The sequence below is a fragment of the Pseudomonas sp. PvP009 genome (assembly GCF_017832995.1).
GTDB classification, from domain to species: Bacteria; Pseudomonadota; Gammaproteobacteria; order Pseudomonadales; family Pseudomonadaceae; genus Aquipseudomonas; species Aquipseudomonas syringae.
This window is the reverse complement of the sequence record NZ_JAFIBG010000001.1, coordinates 4,958,599-4,974,128: the sequence shown is the minus strand read 5'-3', so window position 1 is coordinate 4,974,128 and position 15,530 is coordinate 4,958,599. Positions and strand designations below refer to the sequence as shown.

Sequence of the window (15,530 nt, the reverse complement as noted above, 5' to 3'; positions counted from 1 at the left end):
GACATAAGGCCATAAGATGCCGAGTAACGGACAGATCAATCAGCGGCAGCTCACGGGCGAACGGCAGATACCGGCATTGTCCGGCCTGCCGCGCCCGCTGTATGCCCGTGCCGAAAGCCTCAGCGCCGGTTCGTGGACGCCGCCCCATCGCCACGACTGGGTGCAGTTTTCCTACGCGATCAGCGGGGTTCTGGGGGTGCATACCGCCGAGGGCAGTTTCTTTGCGCCGCCTCAGTGGGGCGTCTGGGTGCCTGCCGGGCTTGAGCATGAGGTGGTGACCTCCATGCGCGCCGAAATGCGCAGCCTGTACATTCGCACGGCTGATTCGGGGTGGGCACCGCAGCGCTGCCGGGTACTGGAAGTCACGCCGCTGGCCCGCGAGCTGATCAAGAGCTTCTGCCTGTTGCCCGTGGATTATCCTGAGCAGGACAGTCATGAGGCGCGGCTGGTGCAGGTCCTGCTGGATCAACTGGCGCAGCTGCCCGAAGTCGGCTTTTCACTGCCGTTGCCGCGTCATCCGCGTTTGCTGGGGCTGTGCAACGAGTTGATCGAGGAGCCAGGCCGGTTGATCACCCTGCATGACTGGGCTGCCCGTCTCGGGACCTCCGAGAAAACCCTGATGCGAATGTTTCAGCGCGAAACCGGATTGAGCTTTCGCGGCTGGCGGCAGCGGGCACGGCTGCTGTCTTCGCTGTCTGCACTGGAAGAGGGCGCCAGTGTGACGCATACCGCGCTGGCCTGCGGTTATGACTCGACGTCAGCGTTCATCGCCGCGTTCAAGGGTTTGTTCGGCCATACCCCCGGTGACTTGTTCAAGTAAGGCCTGGATGCCTTGTGCACTAACGAGTGCAGCCAACGGTGTTTTTTCTGTTTTTACATGTTTTGTCCCGGAATATCTTTCACCGGCTGTACGGCACGAAAGGTGCTTTAAACCGGGGGATTGCGTGGTTTTTTCTTAAAAAACCTTTCAATCCACAGGGGGTTACCCCTACTCGCTGGCGGAGGATTGCCGTATAACGGCAACAATCGCGTATCTGGCAACAAAGGACCCACAATAAAAGCTGATGAAAACTCCTAAACGCATTGAACCCCTGATCGAAGACGGTCTGGTCGACGAGGTGCTGCGCCCGCTCATGAGTGGTAAAGAGGCAGCTGTTTATGTGGTGCGTTGCGGCAATGAGCTGCGGTGTGCCAAGGTTTACAAGGAGGCTAACAAACGCAGTTTCCGTCAGGCGGCCGAGTATCAGGAAGGCCGCAAGGTACGCAACAGCCGTCAGGCCCGCGCCATGGCCAAGGGCTCGAAGTTCGGGCGCAAGGAAACCGAAGACGCTTGGCAGAATGCCGAAGTGGCTGCGCTGTTTCGTCTGGCTGGCGCAGGTGTGCGGGTGCCCAAGCCGTACGACTTCCTGGAAGGCGTGCTGCTCATGGAACTGGTGGCTGACGAGTATGGCGATGCAGCGCCGCGTCTGAACGACGTCGTGCTGGAGCCGGATCAGGCGCGCGAGTATCACGCATTCCTGATCGAGCAGATCGTGCTGATGCTGTGTGCCGGTCTGGTGCACGGTGACCTGTCCGAGTTCAACGTGCTGCTGGCGCCGTCCGGTCCGGTCATCATCGACTTGCCGCAAGCGGTCGATGCCGCGGGCAACAACCACGCGTTCAGCATGCTGGAGCGCGACGTCGGCAACATGGCGCTGTACTTCGGCCGCTTCGCGCCGGAGCTCAGAAAAACCAAGTACGCCAAGGAAATGTGGTCGTACTACGAGGCAGGCACCTTGTCGCCTGCCACGGTGCTGACTGGTGAATTCGATGAGCCGGAGGACGAAGCCGATGTGGGCGGCGTACTGCGCGAAATCGAAGCCGCCCGCCTCGACGAAGTCCGCCGCCAGGCAGCGCGTGCGGCAGACGATGCGCCACCGAGCAAATCCACCGAAGAACCGCCACCGCCGTGGATGCAGTAAGGCCCTTTCGCGAGCAAGCTCGCTCCCACAGGGAGTGCGTGTGGCAGGCGCTCCGTGGAGTGATGCAGTAAGTAAGACCACTGTGGGAGCGAGCTCGCTCGCGAAGGCGATGGATCAGGCGCACTGTTTTCGGAGCCTGTACGGGCCCTTTCGCGAGCAAGCTCGCTCCCACAGGGAGTGCGTGTGGCAGGCGCTCCGCCGATTGAATGCAGTAAGGCCCTTGTGGGAGCGAGCTTGCTCGCGAATGCGATGGATCAGACGCACTGTTTTCGGAGCATTTACGGGCCCTTTCGCGAGCAAGCTCGCTCCCACAGTGAGTGCGTGTGGCAGGTGCTCCGCCGATTGAATGCAGTAAGACCCTTGTGGGAGCGAGCTTGCTCGCGAATGCGATGGATCAGACGCACTGTTTTCGGAGCCTGTACGGGCCCTTTCGCGAGCAAGCTCGCTCCCACAGGGAGTGCGTGTGGCAGGCGCTCCGCCGATTGAATGCAGTAAGACCCTTGTGGGGCGAGCTCGCTCGCGAAGGCGATTGATCAGGCGCGCTGTTTTCTGAGCATTTACGGGCCCTTTCGCGAGCAAGCTCGCTCCCACAGGGAGTGCGTGTGGCAGGCGCTCCGTCGAGTGATGCAGTAAGTAAGACCACTGTGGGAGCGAGCTCGCTCGCGAAGGCGATGGATCAGGCGCGCTGTTTTCGGAGCCTGTACGGGCCCTTTCGCGAGCAAGCTCGCTCCCACAGGGAGTGCGTGTGGCAGGCGCTCTGTCGATTGAATGCAGTAAGCCCCTTGTGGGAGCGAGCTTGCTCGCGAAGGCGATGGATCAGGCGCGCTGTTTTCGGAGCCTGTACCGGCCCTTTCGCGAGCAAGCTCGCTCCCACAGGGAGTGCGTGTGGCAGGCGCTCCGCCGATTGCATGCAGTAAGCCCCTTGTGGGAGCGAGCTTGCTCGCGAAGGCGATTGATCAGACGTACTGTTTTCGGAACATTTACGGGCCCTTTCGCGAGCAAGCTCGCTCCCACAGGGAGTGCGTGTGGCAGGCGCTCTGCCGATTGCATGCAGTAAGCCCCTTTCGCGAGCAAGCTCGCTCCGGCAGGGAGTGCGTGTGGCAGGCGCTCCGTAGAGTGATGCAGTAAGTAAGACCACTGTGGGAGCGAGCTCGCTCGCGAAGGCGATGGATCAGGCGCGCTGTTTTCGGAGCCTGTACGGGCCCTTTCGCGAGCAAGCTCGCTCCCACAGGGAGTGCGTGTGGCAGGCGCTCCGCCGATTGCATGCAGTAAGCCCCTTGTGGGAGCGAGCTTGCTCGCGAAGGCGATTGATCAGACGTACTGTTTTCGGAACATTTACGGGCCCTTTCGCGAGCAAGCTCGCTCCCACAGGGAGTGCGTGTGGCAGGCGCTCTGCCGATTGCATGCAGTAAGCCCCTTTCGCGAGCAAGCTCGCTCGCGAAGGCGATTGATCAGACGCGCTGTTTTCGGAGCCTGTACCGGCCCTTTCGCGAGCAAGCTCGCTCCCACAGGGAGTGCGTGTGGCAGGCGCTCCGCCGATTGCATGCAGTAAGCCCCTTGTGGGAGCGAGCTTGCTCGCGAATGCGATGGATCAGACGCACTGTTTTCGGAGCCTGTACGGGCCCTTTCGCGAGCAAGCTCGCTCCCACAGTGAGTGCGTGTGGCAGGCGCTCCGTCGAGTGATGCAGTAAGGCCCTTGTGGGAGCGAGCTTGCTCGCGAATGCTATGGATCAGACGCACTGTTTTCGGAGCCTGTACCGGCCCTTTCGCGAGCAAGCTCGCTCCCACAGGGAGTGCGTGTGGCAGGCGCTCCGTCGAGTGATGCAGTAAGTAAGACCACTGTGGGAGCGAGCTCGCTCGCGAAGGCGATTGATCAGACGCACTGTTTTCGGAGCATTTACGGGCCCTTTCGCGAGCAAGGGCGCTCCCGCAGGGAGTGCGTGTGGCAGGCGCTCCGCCGATTGCATGCATTAAGACCCTTGTGGGAGCGAGCTTGCTCGCGAATGCGATGGATCAGACGCACTGTTTTCGGATCCTGTACGGGCCCTTTCGCGAGCAAGCTCGCTCCCACGGAGCGCGTGCAGGCGCTCCATCGAGTGGATGCGGTGAGACCCTTGTGGAAGTGGCTAGCAACACCCGCCTGATGCCAGGTCCTTGAGGATCGGGCAGTCGGGGCGGTCGTCGCCTTGGCAGTGTTCCACCAGTTCCTGAAGCGTGTCGCGCAGGCTCGCCAGTTCGTCGATTTTGCGGTTCAGCTCGGCGATATGCTGACGGGCCAATGCCTTGACGTCGGCGCTGGCCCGCTGGCGGTCCTGCCAGAGGGTCAGCAGTTTGCCGACCTCTTCCAGAGAAAACCCCAGATCCCTTGAGCGCTTGATGAACGCCAGTGTGTGCAGATCGTCCGCGCTGTACAGGCGATAGCCGCTGTCGCTGCGATGGGCCGCCTGCAACAGGCCGATGGACTCGTAATAGCGGATCATCTTCGCGCTCAAGCCACTGGTTTTCGCCGCCTGACCGATATTCATGGTGCGTCCTCCAGGTCGCGGGGTTTCCAGGTTTTCAGCAGCAGCGCATTGCTCACCACGCTGACACTCGACAGCGCCATGGCCGCGCCCGCCAATACCGGATTGAGATAGCCCAGCGCCGCGAGCGGAATGCCGATCAGGTTGTAGACGAACGCCCAGAACAGGTTCTGGCGGATTTTCGCGTAGGTCCTTCGGCTGATGTCCAGCGCCGCCGGAACCAGTCGCGGGTCGCCGCGCATCAGGGTGATACCCGCTGCATGCATGGCGACATCGGTCCCGCCGCCCATCGCGATACCGACATCCGCTGCCGCCAGCGCCGGGGCATCGTTGATGCCGTCACCGACCATCGCCACCACATGGTGGCTTTTCAGTTGAGTGACAGTGGCCGCCTTGTCGGCAGGCAGTACTTCGGCATGCACGTCGTTTATCCCCAGTGCCCTGGCGATAACCTGAGCACTGCCACGGTTGTCGCCGGTCAACAGATGGCTGGTGATGCCACGCGCATTCAGCGCTTTGATCGCCTGATCGGTTCCGGGCTTGAGCGTGTCACCAAAGGCAAACATACCGATCACCTTTGGCTCCGGAGCCTGCTCGATGAGCCAGGACAGCGTGCGCCCCTCGGCTTCCCAGATGCGCGCGGACTCGGCCAGATCGCCCATTGGCAGGCCGCTTTCCTCCAGCAAACGTCGATTGCCCAACGCCAGCTCAAGGCCCTCAACGGTGCCAGCGATGCCCCGGCCGCTCAGGACGCGGCTGTTTTGCGCGGCATCAGGCGTGAGTTGCCATTCATGACAGACATCCAGCACCGCTCTGGCCAAGGGGTGTTCACTGCCGCGTTGCAGCGCGCCCGCCAGTTGCAGGAGGTGTTCTTCATTGCCCAGCACCGCGCTCATGTTGGTGATACGCGGCGTGCCCGAAGTCAGCGTGCCGGTCTTGTCGAACACCACTGCATCGACCTCGTGAGCCCGTTCCAGTGCCTCGGCGTCCTTGATCAGAATGCCGTAACGCGCTGCCACACCGGTCCCGGCCATGATCGCTGTCGGTGTCGCCAGGCCCAGGGAGCAAGGGCAGGCGATTACCAGTACGGCGACGGCATTGATCAGCGCGACTTCAAGCGAAGCACCGACCAGCAGCCAGCCGGCCAGTGTGAACAAGGCAATCACCAACACGGTGGGCACGAACACCTGGCTGACTTTATCCACCAGTTTCTGGATTGGAGCCTTGCCTGCCTGTGCGTCTTCGACCAGACGAATGATGCGCGCCAGCACCGTTTCCGCGCCCAGCGCCGTGGTCCTGATCAGCAACTGGCCTTCGCCATTAATTGCCCCACCGGTGACCTTGTCGCCCGGTTGCTTGACCACCGGCAGGCTTTCACCGGTGATCAGCGCTTCGTCGGCATGGCTGCGGCCTTCGACCACTTCGCCGTCCACCGGAAAACGTTCGCCGGGTTTGACCAGCACCCGATCATCGAGCTGCAGCGCGCTGATCGCCACGTCCTGTTCAAGGCCGTCGACCACCCGCAGGGCGCGCTCCGGGCGCAGTGCTTCAAGGGCGCGGATGGCACTGGCGGTCTGGCGCTTGGCGCGGCTTTCCAGGTATTTGCCCAACAGCACCAGCGCGATCACCACCGCCGATGCTTCGAAGTACAAGTGCGGCGTCGTTCCGGGCGCAGCGTGCAGCCATTGATAGACGCTCAGGCCATAGCCGGCGCTGGTACCGATCGCGACCAGCAGGTCCATATTGCCGGCACCTGCGCGCACGGCTTTCCAGGCGGCCATGTAAAAGCGTGCGCCAAGGATGAACTGCACCGGCGTCGCCAGTGCAAATTGCACCCACGCGGGCAGCATCCAGTGCACGCCCAGCGGTGACAGCAACATCGGCAGGATCAACGGCAGCGCCAGCAGGATGGCCAGCAGCAAGGCCCAGCGCTCGTGGTGCAGGTGACGGGCTTTCTGGTCGGCTTCGGCGTGACGATCCTGGCTCAGGGTGGCGCCATAACCGGCACGGCTGACGGCGTCGATCAGGGTTTGCGGATCGGTGTGCGCTGCGGTGTCTACATGGGCGCGTTCATTGGCCAGGTTGACCGTCACGCTGTTGACTCCCGGCACTTTGGCCAGGGCACGCTCGACCCGACCTGCGCAACTGGCGCAGGTCATGCCGCTGATCGGCAGATCGAAGGTGGTGGTGTCTGGCATGTGAATCACTCCCTGAGGCTGGCTACCTGCAAGGATCAACCTTGCCATACGGGCAAGGTCAAGCGCGAATCAATAGTTCAGGTCGGCTTTCTTGAGGTACATCCCGTTCAGGTCGGCTGCGATGCGGTACTTGAGGATGTCCCCCGCGCGCAGCTGGATCTTGGTGCTGCGCGGCGCTTCCATGCCGGGCTCACAGCCCACGACGTTGCCGCGCAGGGTGCTCAGCCGCACGGAGACTTCACCGGCAGGCAGGTTGAAGGACACCGAGTCTTCCTGAAACAGCCTCCCGGCCAGGCGGTCCTGAACGTAGATGCCGATCTCGCAGGAAGTCGCGACTTCCAGGCGCTCTCGGGAAATGATCAGGATGCCGTAGTCCTGAGCCGCCTGAGTGGCAGGTGTGATAGCCAGGAAACCGAGAATGCTGAAGAGGCTGACTGCTGACCAGCGCATCGCTGATACTCCTGATGTAAATGTGGCTGACGATAGAGGTGTCGATAACCCAGCTTGGCTCACGATTACGCCGAATGCCAGCCCGGCAGCAATGGCAGAAACTTGACCTTGCCATCATGACAAGGTTGAAGATGCTCGCTGTTCATTACTGAAGGAGTGACCCCATGCAGTTATTCAACGTTCAAGGCATGACCTGCGGCCATTGTGTTCGTGCGGTGACCGAGGCAATCAAACATGAAGATCCGAGCGCCGAAGTTCAGGTCGAACTGGCCAGCAAGCAGGTCAAGGTGCAAAGCAGCCTGTCGCCCGAGCGTATTGTCAGTTTGATCAGCGAAGAGGGCTATCAGGCGCAGCCGGCATGACCCAGAACCGGGAGATCGACGCGGTCTCCCGGTCTGTAAACGTTGAAAATTTTTGAATTAATTCCCCCGTTCGTCGTTCTCTGCAAGGTAAGCCGGGTAAACTAGCCCGTTGCTCTGCATCTGTGAATGGACACCCGATGAATCTACGAACGATCCTTATCCTTGGCTCATTGAGCGCCTTCGGCCCTCTGGCCATCGACTTCTATCTTCCTGGCTTTCCAGCCATGGCCTCGTATTTCGGGACCGATGAAAAACACGTACAACTGACCCTGGCCGCCTATTTTTTGGGGCTTTCCCTGGGGCAACTGGCCTATGGCCCGGTGGCTGACCGGTTCGGTCGGCGCATTCCGCTGCTGGTCGGTGTGACCCTGTTCATGCTCGCCTCGGTCGCCTGTGCCTTTGCGCCGAGCCTTGAGTGGCTGATTGCCGCGCGCTTCGTACAGGCGCTGGGCGGCTGTGCCGGGATGGTCTTGTCACGCGCCATCGTCAGCGACAAGTGCAACGCCGTCGAGTCGGCCAAGGTCTTCTCGCAACTGATGCTGGTCATGGGGCTGGCACCGATACTGGCTCCTATGCTGGGCGGTGTGCTGGTCAGCACCTTTGGCTGGCAATCGATCTTCGTCAGCCTCTCCCTGTTCAGCGGCGCCTGCCTGGTGGCGGTTGCACTGGGGTTGCCGGAAAGCATGCCGGCCACCACACCGCGCCAGCCATTGAGCGGCGCGCTGGGGCAGTACCTCAATCTGTTCAAGGACAGTGTGTTCATCGGTCATGCGCTGACCGGTGGCATCGCCATGGCCGGGATGTTCGCCTACGTCGCAGGCTCGCCGTTCGTGTTCATCAAATTGTATGGCGTGCCGGCCGAGCACTACGGCTGGTTGTTCGGGATGAATGCGGCGGGCTTCATTCTGGCGGCGCAGATCAACGCGCGTATTCTGCGCAAGACCGGTCCGGCGTTTTTGCTGTCGCGCATGGTCTGGGTCTATCTCGCTGCGGGGCTGGTGTTGCTGGCGATCAGCTTGCTGCGCACCGAGGCGCTTTGGCCGCTGCTGGTGCCGCTGTTCATCTGTGTGGCAAGCCTGGGCTGCATCATCCCCAATGCGTCGGCCTGCGCCATGAATGGCCAGTGGGCACGCGCGGGCAGTGCCTCGGCGTTGCTGGGTTGTCTGCAGTTCAGCGTCGCCGCCGTCGCCGCCAGTCTGGTGGGCTTGCTGCACGACGGCACGGCCACTCCGATGGCGTTGGTCATCAGCCTGTGCGGCGTGCTGACCGTGGGCCTCTCGGTGCTGACGCGACGTGCACAGGCCCGGCGCGACGCATCGCTTCAGACCGCCTGATCGCCAAAGCGATGATGTCAGTCGCGCCGGGCGTGACTGACATCATCGACTTCATACGGCGCAGACCTCTACGGCTCAGAAGCCTTCCAGTACGATCTTGCCCTTGGCCTTGCCGCTTTCCAGCAAGGCATGAGCGCGGCGCAGGTTTTCGGCATTGATGGTGCCGAAGTGCTCACCGAAGGTGGTTTTCAATGTTCCGGCGTCGATCAGCTCGGCAACTCTGTTGAGCAGATTGTGCTGCTCGATCATGTCCTCGGTTTCGAACATCGACCGCGTGTACATGAACTCCCAATGCAGCGACAGGCTCTTGCGCTTGAGTTTCGACACGTCCAGCGACTTGGGATCGTCGATCAGCGCCAGCTTGCCTTGAGGCTTGAGCGCCTCGACGAGCTGATCCAGATGCTGTTCGGTCTGGGTCAGGCTCGCCACATGAGTCACGTGTTTGAGGCCGACGCGTTTGAGTTCTTCGCTCAGCGGCTTGCTGTGATCCAGCACGTGGTGCGCACCCAGTTCATTGACCCAGCTTTCGGTTTCGGGCCGCGAGGCGGTGCCGATGACTTTCAGCGATGTCAGTTTGCGCGCCAGCTGGGTCAGTATCGAACCCACGCCACCGGCGGCGCCGACGATCAGCAGGCTGTGTGCGCCTTCACCTTTTTGCTGCGGGATCTGCAGTCGCTCGAACAGCAGTTCCCAGGCGGTGATGGCTGTCAGCGGCAGCGCCGCCGCATGGGCGAAGCTCAGGGTCTTGGGCATGTGGCCAACGATGCGTTCATCCACCACGTGCAGCTCGCTGTTGGCACCCGGCCGGGTCAGGGAACCTGCGTAGAACACCTTGTCGCCCGGCTTGAATAGCGTGACCTGGCTGCCGACGGCCTTCACCACACCCGCCACGTCCCAGCCGAGCACCTTGCCTGCACCGTCTTCAGGCTGGACGTTCTGGCGGATCTTGGTGTCCACCGGGTTTACAGAGATGGCCTTGACCTCGACCAACAGATCGCGATCGCCAGCAGTCGGCTCGGGCAGTTCGATATCCTGCAATGATTTTACGTCGCTGATGGGCAGGGGCTGGTAGTACGCAATGGCTTTCATGTCAGGGCCTCTCCGAAGAAAAAAGTGATGAAGAGATCATTGGCTATTTCCAGTAAAGATAAAACCCGCTAAAACGGCAGGCTCTTTCAATTTTATTTTGATAATACGAGGGCATGATGCTGCGTTTTGATGACTTGCAGTTGTTCGTACGTGCTGCGGATCTGGGCAGCCTTTCTGCCGCAGCGCGGGTCATGGACATGTCTGCGGCGGTTGCCAGCGCGGCGCTCAAGCGTATCGAACGGCAACTGGGGACGCGCTTGCTGGCTCGTTCGACGCGCAGCCTGCGCCTGACTGCCGAAGGCGAGGGGTTTCTGGAATACGCGCGCGCTGCACTGGGCAGCCTCGAGGAGGGGCGGCGCTTGCTGGCCAGCAGTCAGGACCGTTGCGAGGGCGTGCTGCAACTTTCGGCGCCGTCGGACCTGGGGCGCAACGTGCTGTTGCCGTGGCTCGACGAATTTCAACAGCAGCACCCGCAACTGACTGTGCGTCTGCTGCTGGGTGATCGTATTGCCGATCTGTTCCGCCAGCCTGTCGACGTGGCGCTGCGCTACGGCGAGCCGGAAGATTCCAGCCTGGTCGCCCTGCCGGTGTTGCCTGACAACCGCCGGGTATTGTGTGCGGCGCCGAGTTACCTGCAGCGTCATGGCGAGCCGCATCAGGTCGAGCAACTGGCGCAGCATAACTGCCTGCTGTTCATGCTCGGTGATCGTGTTCATGACCGCTGGACGCTGAACGACGGCAAGCGCGAAATCAGTCTGACAGTCAGCGGCAACCGGTTCAGCGACGATGCCGACGTCGTGCGCCGTTGGGCGGTTGCGGGCGAAGGTGTGGCGTACAAATCCTGGCTGGACGTGGCTGCAGATGTACGGGCCGGGCACCTGAAAGTGTTGATGCCTGACCTGATCGGGGAGCGGGCGCCATTGAACCTGTTGTGCGCGCATCGGGCGCAACTCAGCAAGCCTGTCATTCTGTTATTGGAAATGCTCAGGTCACGGTGTAAGCAACATGCTGTAAGTCTGTCGTCCGCGAGCGTGTTTTAATCGCCGCGCCCCAGTAGGAAATGGCCTTCGGAAGTGTCGGAAAATATAATTTTCGAAGGCCGTTCAATAACGCGAAGTTTCGCTGCCGGAATAAAGTTGAAACTGACTGTTGTTGAGTGGATTTGGCATTTTTGTCATAGCCATTACGCTTGTCTTTTTAATCCTCTTTTGAAGTGTCGCTGCAAACCCCTTGTATAGAGGGGTTGCGGCGTAGCCGCGGTAACAACTTGGTGTTCAAGGCGCGCTCTACAGTCAGGCGTTTTTTTGCGTCGTGGTGTGCCCACCGTTTGTAAGAGGCGTTTTTCACCCACCGGGGGCGCAGGGCATAGAGTTTATACTTGTCATGACATATAAGAGCCACGTTCAACTCTATCGAGGCGTGATTGCTTTCACCCAGTCATCACCATAGATGAATGTTTCAACAGGGAGTGAACACATGGAATACGGACCTTGCATCAGCCAGATCGCAACCTTGCTGGCCGACCCCAAGCGCAGCGCAATGATCTGGGCACTGATGGATGGTACTGCTCGCCCTGCCGATGAATTGGCAATCCTGGCGGGACTCTCGACTTCTTCTGCTGGCGCCCATCTGGCGCGGCTGACCAGTGGCGGTCTGTTGAAACAGGAGGTCCGCGGCCGCAAGCGCTTCTTTCGCCTCGCTGCGCCGGAAGTGGGGGCGGCGGTCGAGGCCTTGGCCTGTGCTTCGCTGGCCAGTGCTGAACAGATCAATCGTCGCTTTGCCCAGCCCACGCCGCCCTTACCGCTACGCCGCGCAAGAATCTGCTCCGATCATCTGGGTGGCGAAATGGCTGCCGAGCTTTATCAGCGGCTGCTGGAGGCCGGCTGGATAGAACAGCAGGAGAAGCGCGTCGAGGTCACCAGCAAGGGGGTGGCCAGATTTGCCGAACGCGGCATCTATATACCCGCGCTGGCGCACCGCAAGCGTGAAACGGTCTGTGTCTGTCCGAAATGGAACGATCGCAACCCGCATCTGGGCGGCGCGCTGGGGGCGGGGTTGTTGCAGCTGTTCATTCAGATGGGCTGGCTGCGCACCACTGAAGAGTCCAGCACCTTGCAGGTCTCATCCAGTGGGCAGCGGGAAATCAGCAAGATCGCAGCGGCGGCCTGACGGAGCGACAGGTGTGGCGCGCTCCTCCCCTATCGTGCCAATGCTCCGCGTTGGCATGCAGTTCCGGACGCTCTGCGTCCTCTGCGGCGCGGAGCGTCAGGAACGATGGGGGTAGCCGCTCAATCACTCTCTAGGGCTTGACCAGTCGTGCATCCAGGCTGTTTTGCGCCAGGCGTCTGGCCTGATCTTCGGTCATGCCCAGGTGGGTGTATAGCGCGTGGAAGTTCTCGGTCACGTAGCCACCGAAGTAAGCCGGGTCGTCTGAATTGACGGTGACCTTCACGCCGCGCTCGAGCATGTCGAGGATGTTGTGCTGGGCCATGTCGTCGAACACGCAAAGCTTGGTGTTGGACAGCGGGCAGACGGTCAGCGGGATCTGTTCGTCGATGATGCGCTGCATCAGCCGCTCGTCTTCGATGGCGCGCACACCGTGGTCGATGCGCTGGATCTTCAGCAGGTCCAGTGCTTCCCAGATGTATTCGGGCGGACCTTCTTCCCCAGCGTGGGCCACGGTCAGGAAGCCCTCGTTGCGCGCGCGATCGAACACACGCTGAAACTTGCTCGGCGGGTGGCCCATCTCCGAGCTGTCGAGGCCCACGGCGACGAACGCATCACGGAACGGCAGCGCCTGATCGAGGGTTTTTTCGGCTTCTTCCTGGGACAGGTGACGCAGGAAGCTCAGGATCAGGCCGCTGTCGACGCCGAGCTTCGACTTGCCGTCTTTCAGCGCACCGGTAATCCCGGCCAGTACCACTTCGAACGGGATGCCACGGTCGGTGTGGGTTTGCGGATCGAAGAACGGTTCGGTGTGGATAACGTTCTGTGCCTTGCAGCGCAGCAGGTAGGCCCAGGTCAGGTCGTAGAAGTCCTGCTCGGTGCGCAATACGTCTGCGCCCCGGTAATACAGATCGAGGAATTCCTGCAGGTTGTTGAAGGCATACGCCTTGCGCAGGGTTTCGACGTCATCCCACGGCAGGGCAATCCTGTTGCGCTCGGCCAGGGCGAACAGCAACTCGGGTTCCAGCGAGCCTTCGAGGTGCAAGTGCAGTTCTGCCTTGGGCAGGGCGTTCAACCAGTCGTACATATTCTTTTCTCATCAGGTGCAGATCCCGGGCATTCTACAGATGCACGTCGCTGCGCAGGGTAAAACCTGACCGAACGTTCAACTTGCCTCCTGTTCGCGGCGATAAGCGTAGGTATCCGCGAAGCGCGACAGCAGAAATTCGGCGCAGGTGGTCACCGGATAGCGGGCCGGATGATCGTCGCTTTGGCAGCCGGGCAGGCATTCGATGCGCGTGTCGGGGTGCGGTTCGGCAAAGAACGGCATGGAGTAGCGATCAACCCCGAGCGGGCTGATGACCCGGTGCGGCGTGGACAGATAACGGTCATTACTCCAGCGCGCCATCATGTCGCCCAGATTGACCACGAAGGTACCGTCAAGCGGTGGCGCGTCGATCCATTCGCCACGCACATCACGCACCTGCAAGCCGCCCGCCGTGTCCTGATACAGCAGGGTGATGCAGCCATAATCGGTATGCGCGCCTGCGCCTTGTTGCTCGGCCGAGGTCGCCGTACCACGCGGCGGGTAATGAATCATGCGCAGCACGCTGACCGGGTCCTTGAAGCGCTGATCGAAGAAATCGCGCTCGATGCTCAGTGCCAGGGTCATGGCGCGCAGCAGGGTTTGCGCCAGCGCCTGCATGTCCAGATAGTGTTGTTCCATCAGGGCTTCCCAGCCGGGAATGTCCGGATGCCGGTTTGGCCCACGCAGCGGTTTACCCGCCAGCACGTCGGGATGACGGGCATCCAGGTGCAGGCCCATGTCGAAGGTTTCCTTGAGGTCGCTCGGCAGGCTGGGGTCCAATTGTTCGGTGGCGATGGCGCCGTAGCCGCGATGGTGCGTGCTTTGGGTGATATCGATCAGGAGCTTTTCAGCTGCCGGCCTGGCAAAGAAATCCTTCGCTGCCGATTGCACTTGCTCGATGCGTTGCGCGCTGATCGGGTGGCCCTTGATGTAAAAGAAACCCCACGCCCGACAGGCACTGTCGATTTGCCGGGCGACATCCTGCCAGGCCTGAGTGTCCGTGCCGTAGAGCGGGGCGATGTCGATGACGGGAAGCTGGTCCATTAACCGGTCCTGAAAGGGAAGTGTCGATGATCGTGCCTGGCGCGGCAGGCACGATGGTCAGGCAGCTGACGGGCTGATTACTTCGGCAGCTCGGCCTTGATGCCTTCGACGTAGTAGTTCATCGACGCCAGCTCGGCGTTGGTCGCGACCACGCCGTCAGCAATTTTCACAGTGCCGTTCTGGTCCTTGATCGGGCCGGTGAACGGGTGGAATTCGCCGCTTTCGATGCTGGCGATGATCTTCTGCGCCTCGGCCTTCACGTCAGCAGGCACCACGTCGCTGATCGGCAATTCGACCGTTCCTTCCTTCAGGCCGCCCCAGTAATCCTGTGGTTTCCAGGTGCCCGCGATGGCGCCTTCGGCCGCCTGGATATAGTGCGGGCCCCAGTTGTTGACGATGGAGGTCAGCACTGCTTTCGGTCCGAAGTGAGCCATGTCCGAGGCATAACCTACGGCATACACGCCACGACGCTCGGCGGTCTGGATCGGCGCAGGACTATCAGTGTGCTGGAATACCACGTCCACGCCCTGATCGATCAACGCGTTGGCCGCATCGGCTTCCTTGCCCGGATCGAACCAGGAGTTGACCCACACCACCTTGATCTCGGTACCCGGGTTGTACTTGTTCAGCGCCAGCTGGATGGCGTCGATGTCGCGCAGCACTTCAGGAATCGGGAACGAAGCGACATAACCGATCTTCTTGGTCTTGGTCATCTTCGCCGCGATGTAGCCGCTCACGTAGCGACCTTCATAGGTACGGGCCAGATAAGTGCCCATGTTCTTGTCCTGCTTGTAGCCGGTCGCGTGCTCGAACTTCACCTTGGGGAACTGCTTGGCGACTTTCAGCGTGGGGTTCATGTAGCCGAACGAGGTACTGAAGATCAGGTCGTAACCGCCCTTGGCCATGTTACGGATAACCCGCTCGGCGTCTGCACCTTCCGGCACGTTTTCCACGTAGCTGCTGGTGACCTTGTCACCCAGCGCCTTGACCATCGCCTGACGGCCCTGTTCATGCTGATAGGTCCAGCCGTGATCGCCGATAGGGCCGATGTAGACGAAGCCGACTTTCAGCGGATCGGCTGCCGAGGCGAGCAGGCTGGAGCCGAGGCCGACAACGGCGGCGACGGCGCACAGCAGTTTTTTCAGGGGACGACGTGGGTTGGTCAGGTGCATCGGGTCTAGCTCCTTGCGGTCTTGTTGGAATGCCTACCCGAGCAATGCAATTAACTGACCAACAGGACAACTTACGATGCGGGCTTGCTCCCTGCGCAGCGCGCCTATTGTTGTACATAGGTTTCGATGAGCCTGGAATATGTGA

Annotated in this window: 13 protein-coding genes; 6 read left to right on the top strand and 7 right to left on the bottom strand. The window is 61.1% G+C overall.

Annotation, left to right across the window (positions count from 1 at the left end):
* The first annotated feature begins 16 nt into the window (after positions 1 to 16).
* Together JOE29_RS21385 and JOE29_RS21380 are read left to right on the top strand one after the other, a co-directional pair.
* A complete protein-coding gene (locus tag JOE29_RS21385; RefSeq protein WP_210079843.1) occupies positions 17 to 820 on the top strand; it encodes a helix-turn-helix transcriptional regulator in 804 nt (267 codons plus the stop codon).
* A 244-nt stretch (positions 821 to 1,064) separates the two neighbouring features.
* A complete protein-coding gene (locus tag JOE29_RS21380) occupies positions 1,065 to 1,961 on the top strand; it encodes a PA4780 family RIO1-like protein kinase (RefSeq protein WP_003422260.1) in 897 nt (298 codons plus the stop codon).
* 2,126 nt (positions 1,962 to 4,087) lie between these two features.
* On the opposite strand, the gene cueR is transcribed toward JOE29_RS21380, so the two are convergent.
* From cueR to JOE29_RS21365, 3 genes are all read right to left on the bottom strand, one after another.
* The gene (gene cueR / locus JOE29_RS21375; protein ID WP_003393431.1) at positions 4,088 to 4,486 is read right to left on the bottom strand and encodes a Cu(I)-responsive transcriptional regulator; all 399 of its coding nucleotides are present in this window, start codon (positions 4,484 to 4,486) and stop codon (positions 4,088 to 4,090) included.
* On the bottom strand, positions 4,483 to 6,681 hold the full coding sequence (locus JOE29_RS21370; RefSeq protein ID WP_210079842.1) for a heavy metal translocating P-type ATPase: 2,199 nt from the start codon (positions 6,679 to 6,681) through the stop codon (positions 4,483 to 4,485). Before JOE29_RS21370 ends, cueR begins: the two co-directional genes overlap by 4 nt.
* Before the next feature lie 69 nt (positions 6,682 to 6,750).
* Positions 6,751 to 7,131, bottom strand: a complete 381-nt coding sequence (locus JOE29_RS21365) for a hypothetical protein (RefSeq protein ID WP_003347985.1) — start codon at positions 7,129 to 7,131, stop codon at positions 6,751 to 6,753.
* Positions 7,132 to 7,295: 164 nt separating this feature from the next.
* Here JOE29_RS21365 and JOE29_RS21360 point away from each other — a divergent pair, with 164 nt between their 5' ends.
* Together JOE29_RS21360 and JOE29_RS21355 are read left to right on the top strand one after the other, a co-directional pair.
* Positions 7,296 to 7,493, top strand: a complete 198-nt coding sequence (locus JOE29_RS21360) for a heavy-metal-associated domain-containing protein (RefSeq protein WP_003393427.1) — start codon at positions 7,296 to 7,298, stop codon at positions 7,491 to 7,493.
* 137 nt (positions 7,494 to 7,630) lie between these two features.
* On the top strand, positions 7,631 to 8,827 hold the full coding sequence (locus JOE29_RS21355; protein WP_024649767.1) for a multidrug effflux MFS transporter: 1,197 nt from the start codon (positions 7,631 to 7,633) through the stop codon (positions 8,825 to 8,827).
* Positions 8,828 to 8,902: 75 nt separating this feature from the next.
* Here JOE29_RS21355 and JOE29_RS21350 read toward each other — a convergent pair whose 3' ends face one another.
* Positions 8,903 to 9,916 carry a zinc-binding alcohol dehydrogenase family protein gene (locus JOE29_RS21350; protein ID WP_103365290.1) on the bottom strand — a complete coding sequence of 338 codons (1,014 nt, stop codon included), beginning with the start codon at positions 9,914 to 9,916 and terminating at the stop codon, positions 8,903 to 8,905.
* Between the two features lie 116 nt (positions 9,917 to 10,032).
* On the opposite strand from JOE29_RS21350, the gene JOE29_RS21345 reads away from it, so the two are divergent.
* Both JOE29_RS21345 and JOE29_RS21340 read left to right on the top strand, forming a co-directional pair.
* Positions 10,033 to 10,956 carry a LysR family transcriptional regulator gene (locus JOE29_RS21345; RefSeq protein ID WP_004414936.1) on the top strand — a complete coding sequence of 308 codons (924 nt, stop codon included), beginning with the start codon at positions 10,033 to 10,035 and terminating at the stop codon, positions 10,954 to 10,956.
* Between the two features lie 436 nt (positions 10,957 to 11,392).
* A complete protein-coding gene (locus tag JOE29_RS21340; RefSeq protein ID WP_044313641.1) occupies positions 11,393 to 12,085 on the top strand; it encodes a helix-turn-helix transcriptional regulator in 693 nt (230 codons plus the stop codon).
* A gap of 130 nt (positions 12,086 to 12,215) precedes the next feature.
* On the opposite strand, the gene JOE29_RS21335 is transcribed toward JOE29_RS21340, so the two are convergent.
* The 3 genes from JOE29_RS21335 to JOE29_RS21325 all read right to left on the bottom strand — a co-directional run bounded on the left by JOE29_RS21335 (position 12,216) and on the right by JOE29_RS21325 (position 15,385).
* Positions 12,216 to 13,169, bottom strand: coding sequence for an adenosine deaminase (locus JOE29_RS21335; protein ID WP_024663943.1), 954 nt, complete (start codon positions 13,167 to 13,169; stop codon positions 12,216 to 12,218).
* Between the two features lie 78 nt (positions 13,170 to 13,247).
* Positions 13,248 to 14,213 (bottom strand): 2-oxoglutarate and iron-dependent oxygenase domain-containing protein, encoded by a 966-nt coding sequence (locus JOE29_RS21330; RefSeq protein ID WP_024649764.1) that lies wholly within the window; start codon positions 14,211 to 14,213, stop codon positions 13,248 to 13,250.
* A 77-nt stretch (positions 14,214 to 14,290) separates the two neighbouring features.
* Complete coding sequence (locus tag JOE29_RS21325) at positions 14,291 to 15,385, bottom strand: BMP family ABC transporter substrate-binding protein (protein WP_003347966.1); 1,095 nt, start codon at positions 15,383 to 15,385, stop codon at positions 14,291 to 14,293.
* Positions 15,386 to 15,530 lie beyond the last annotated feature (145 nt).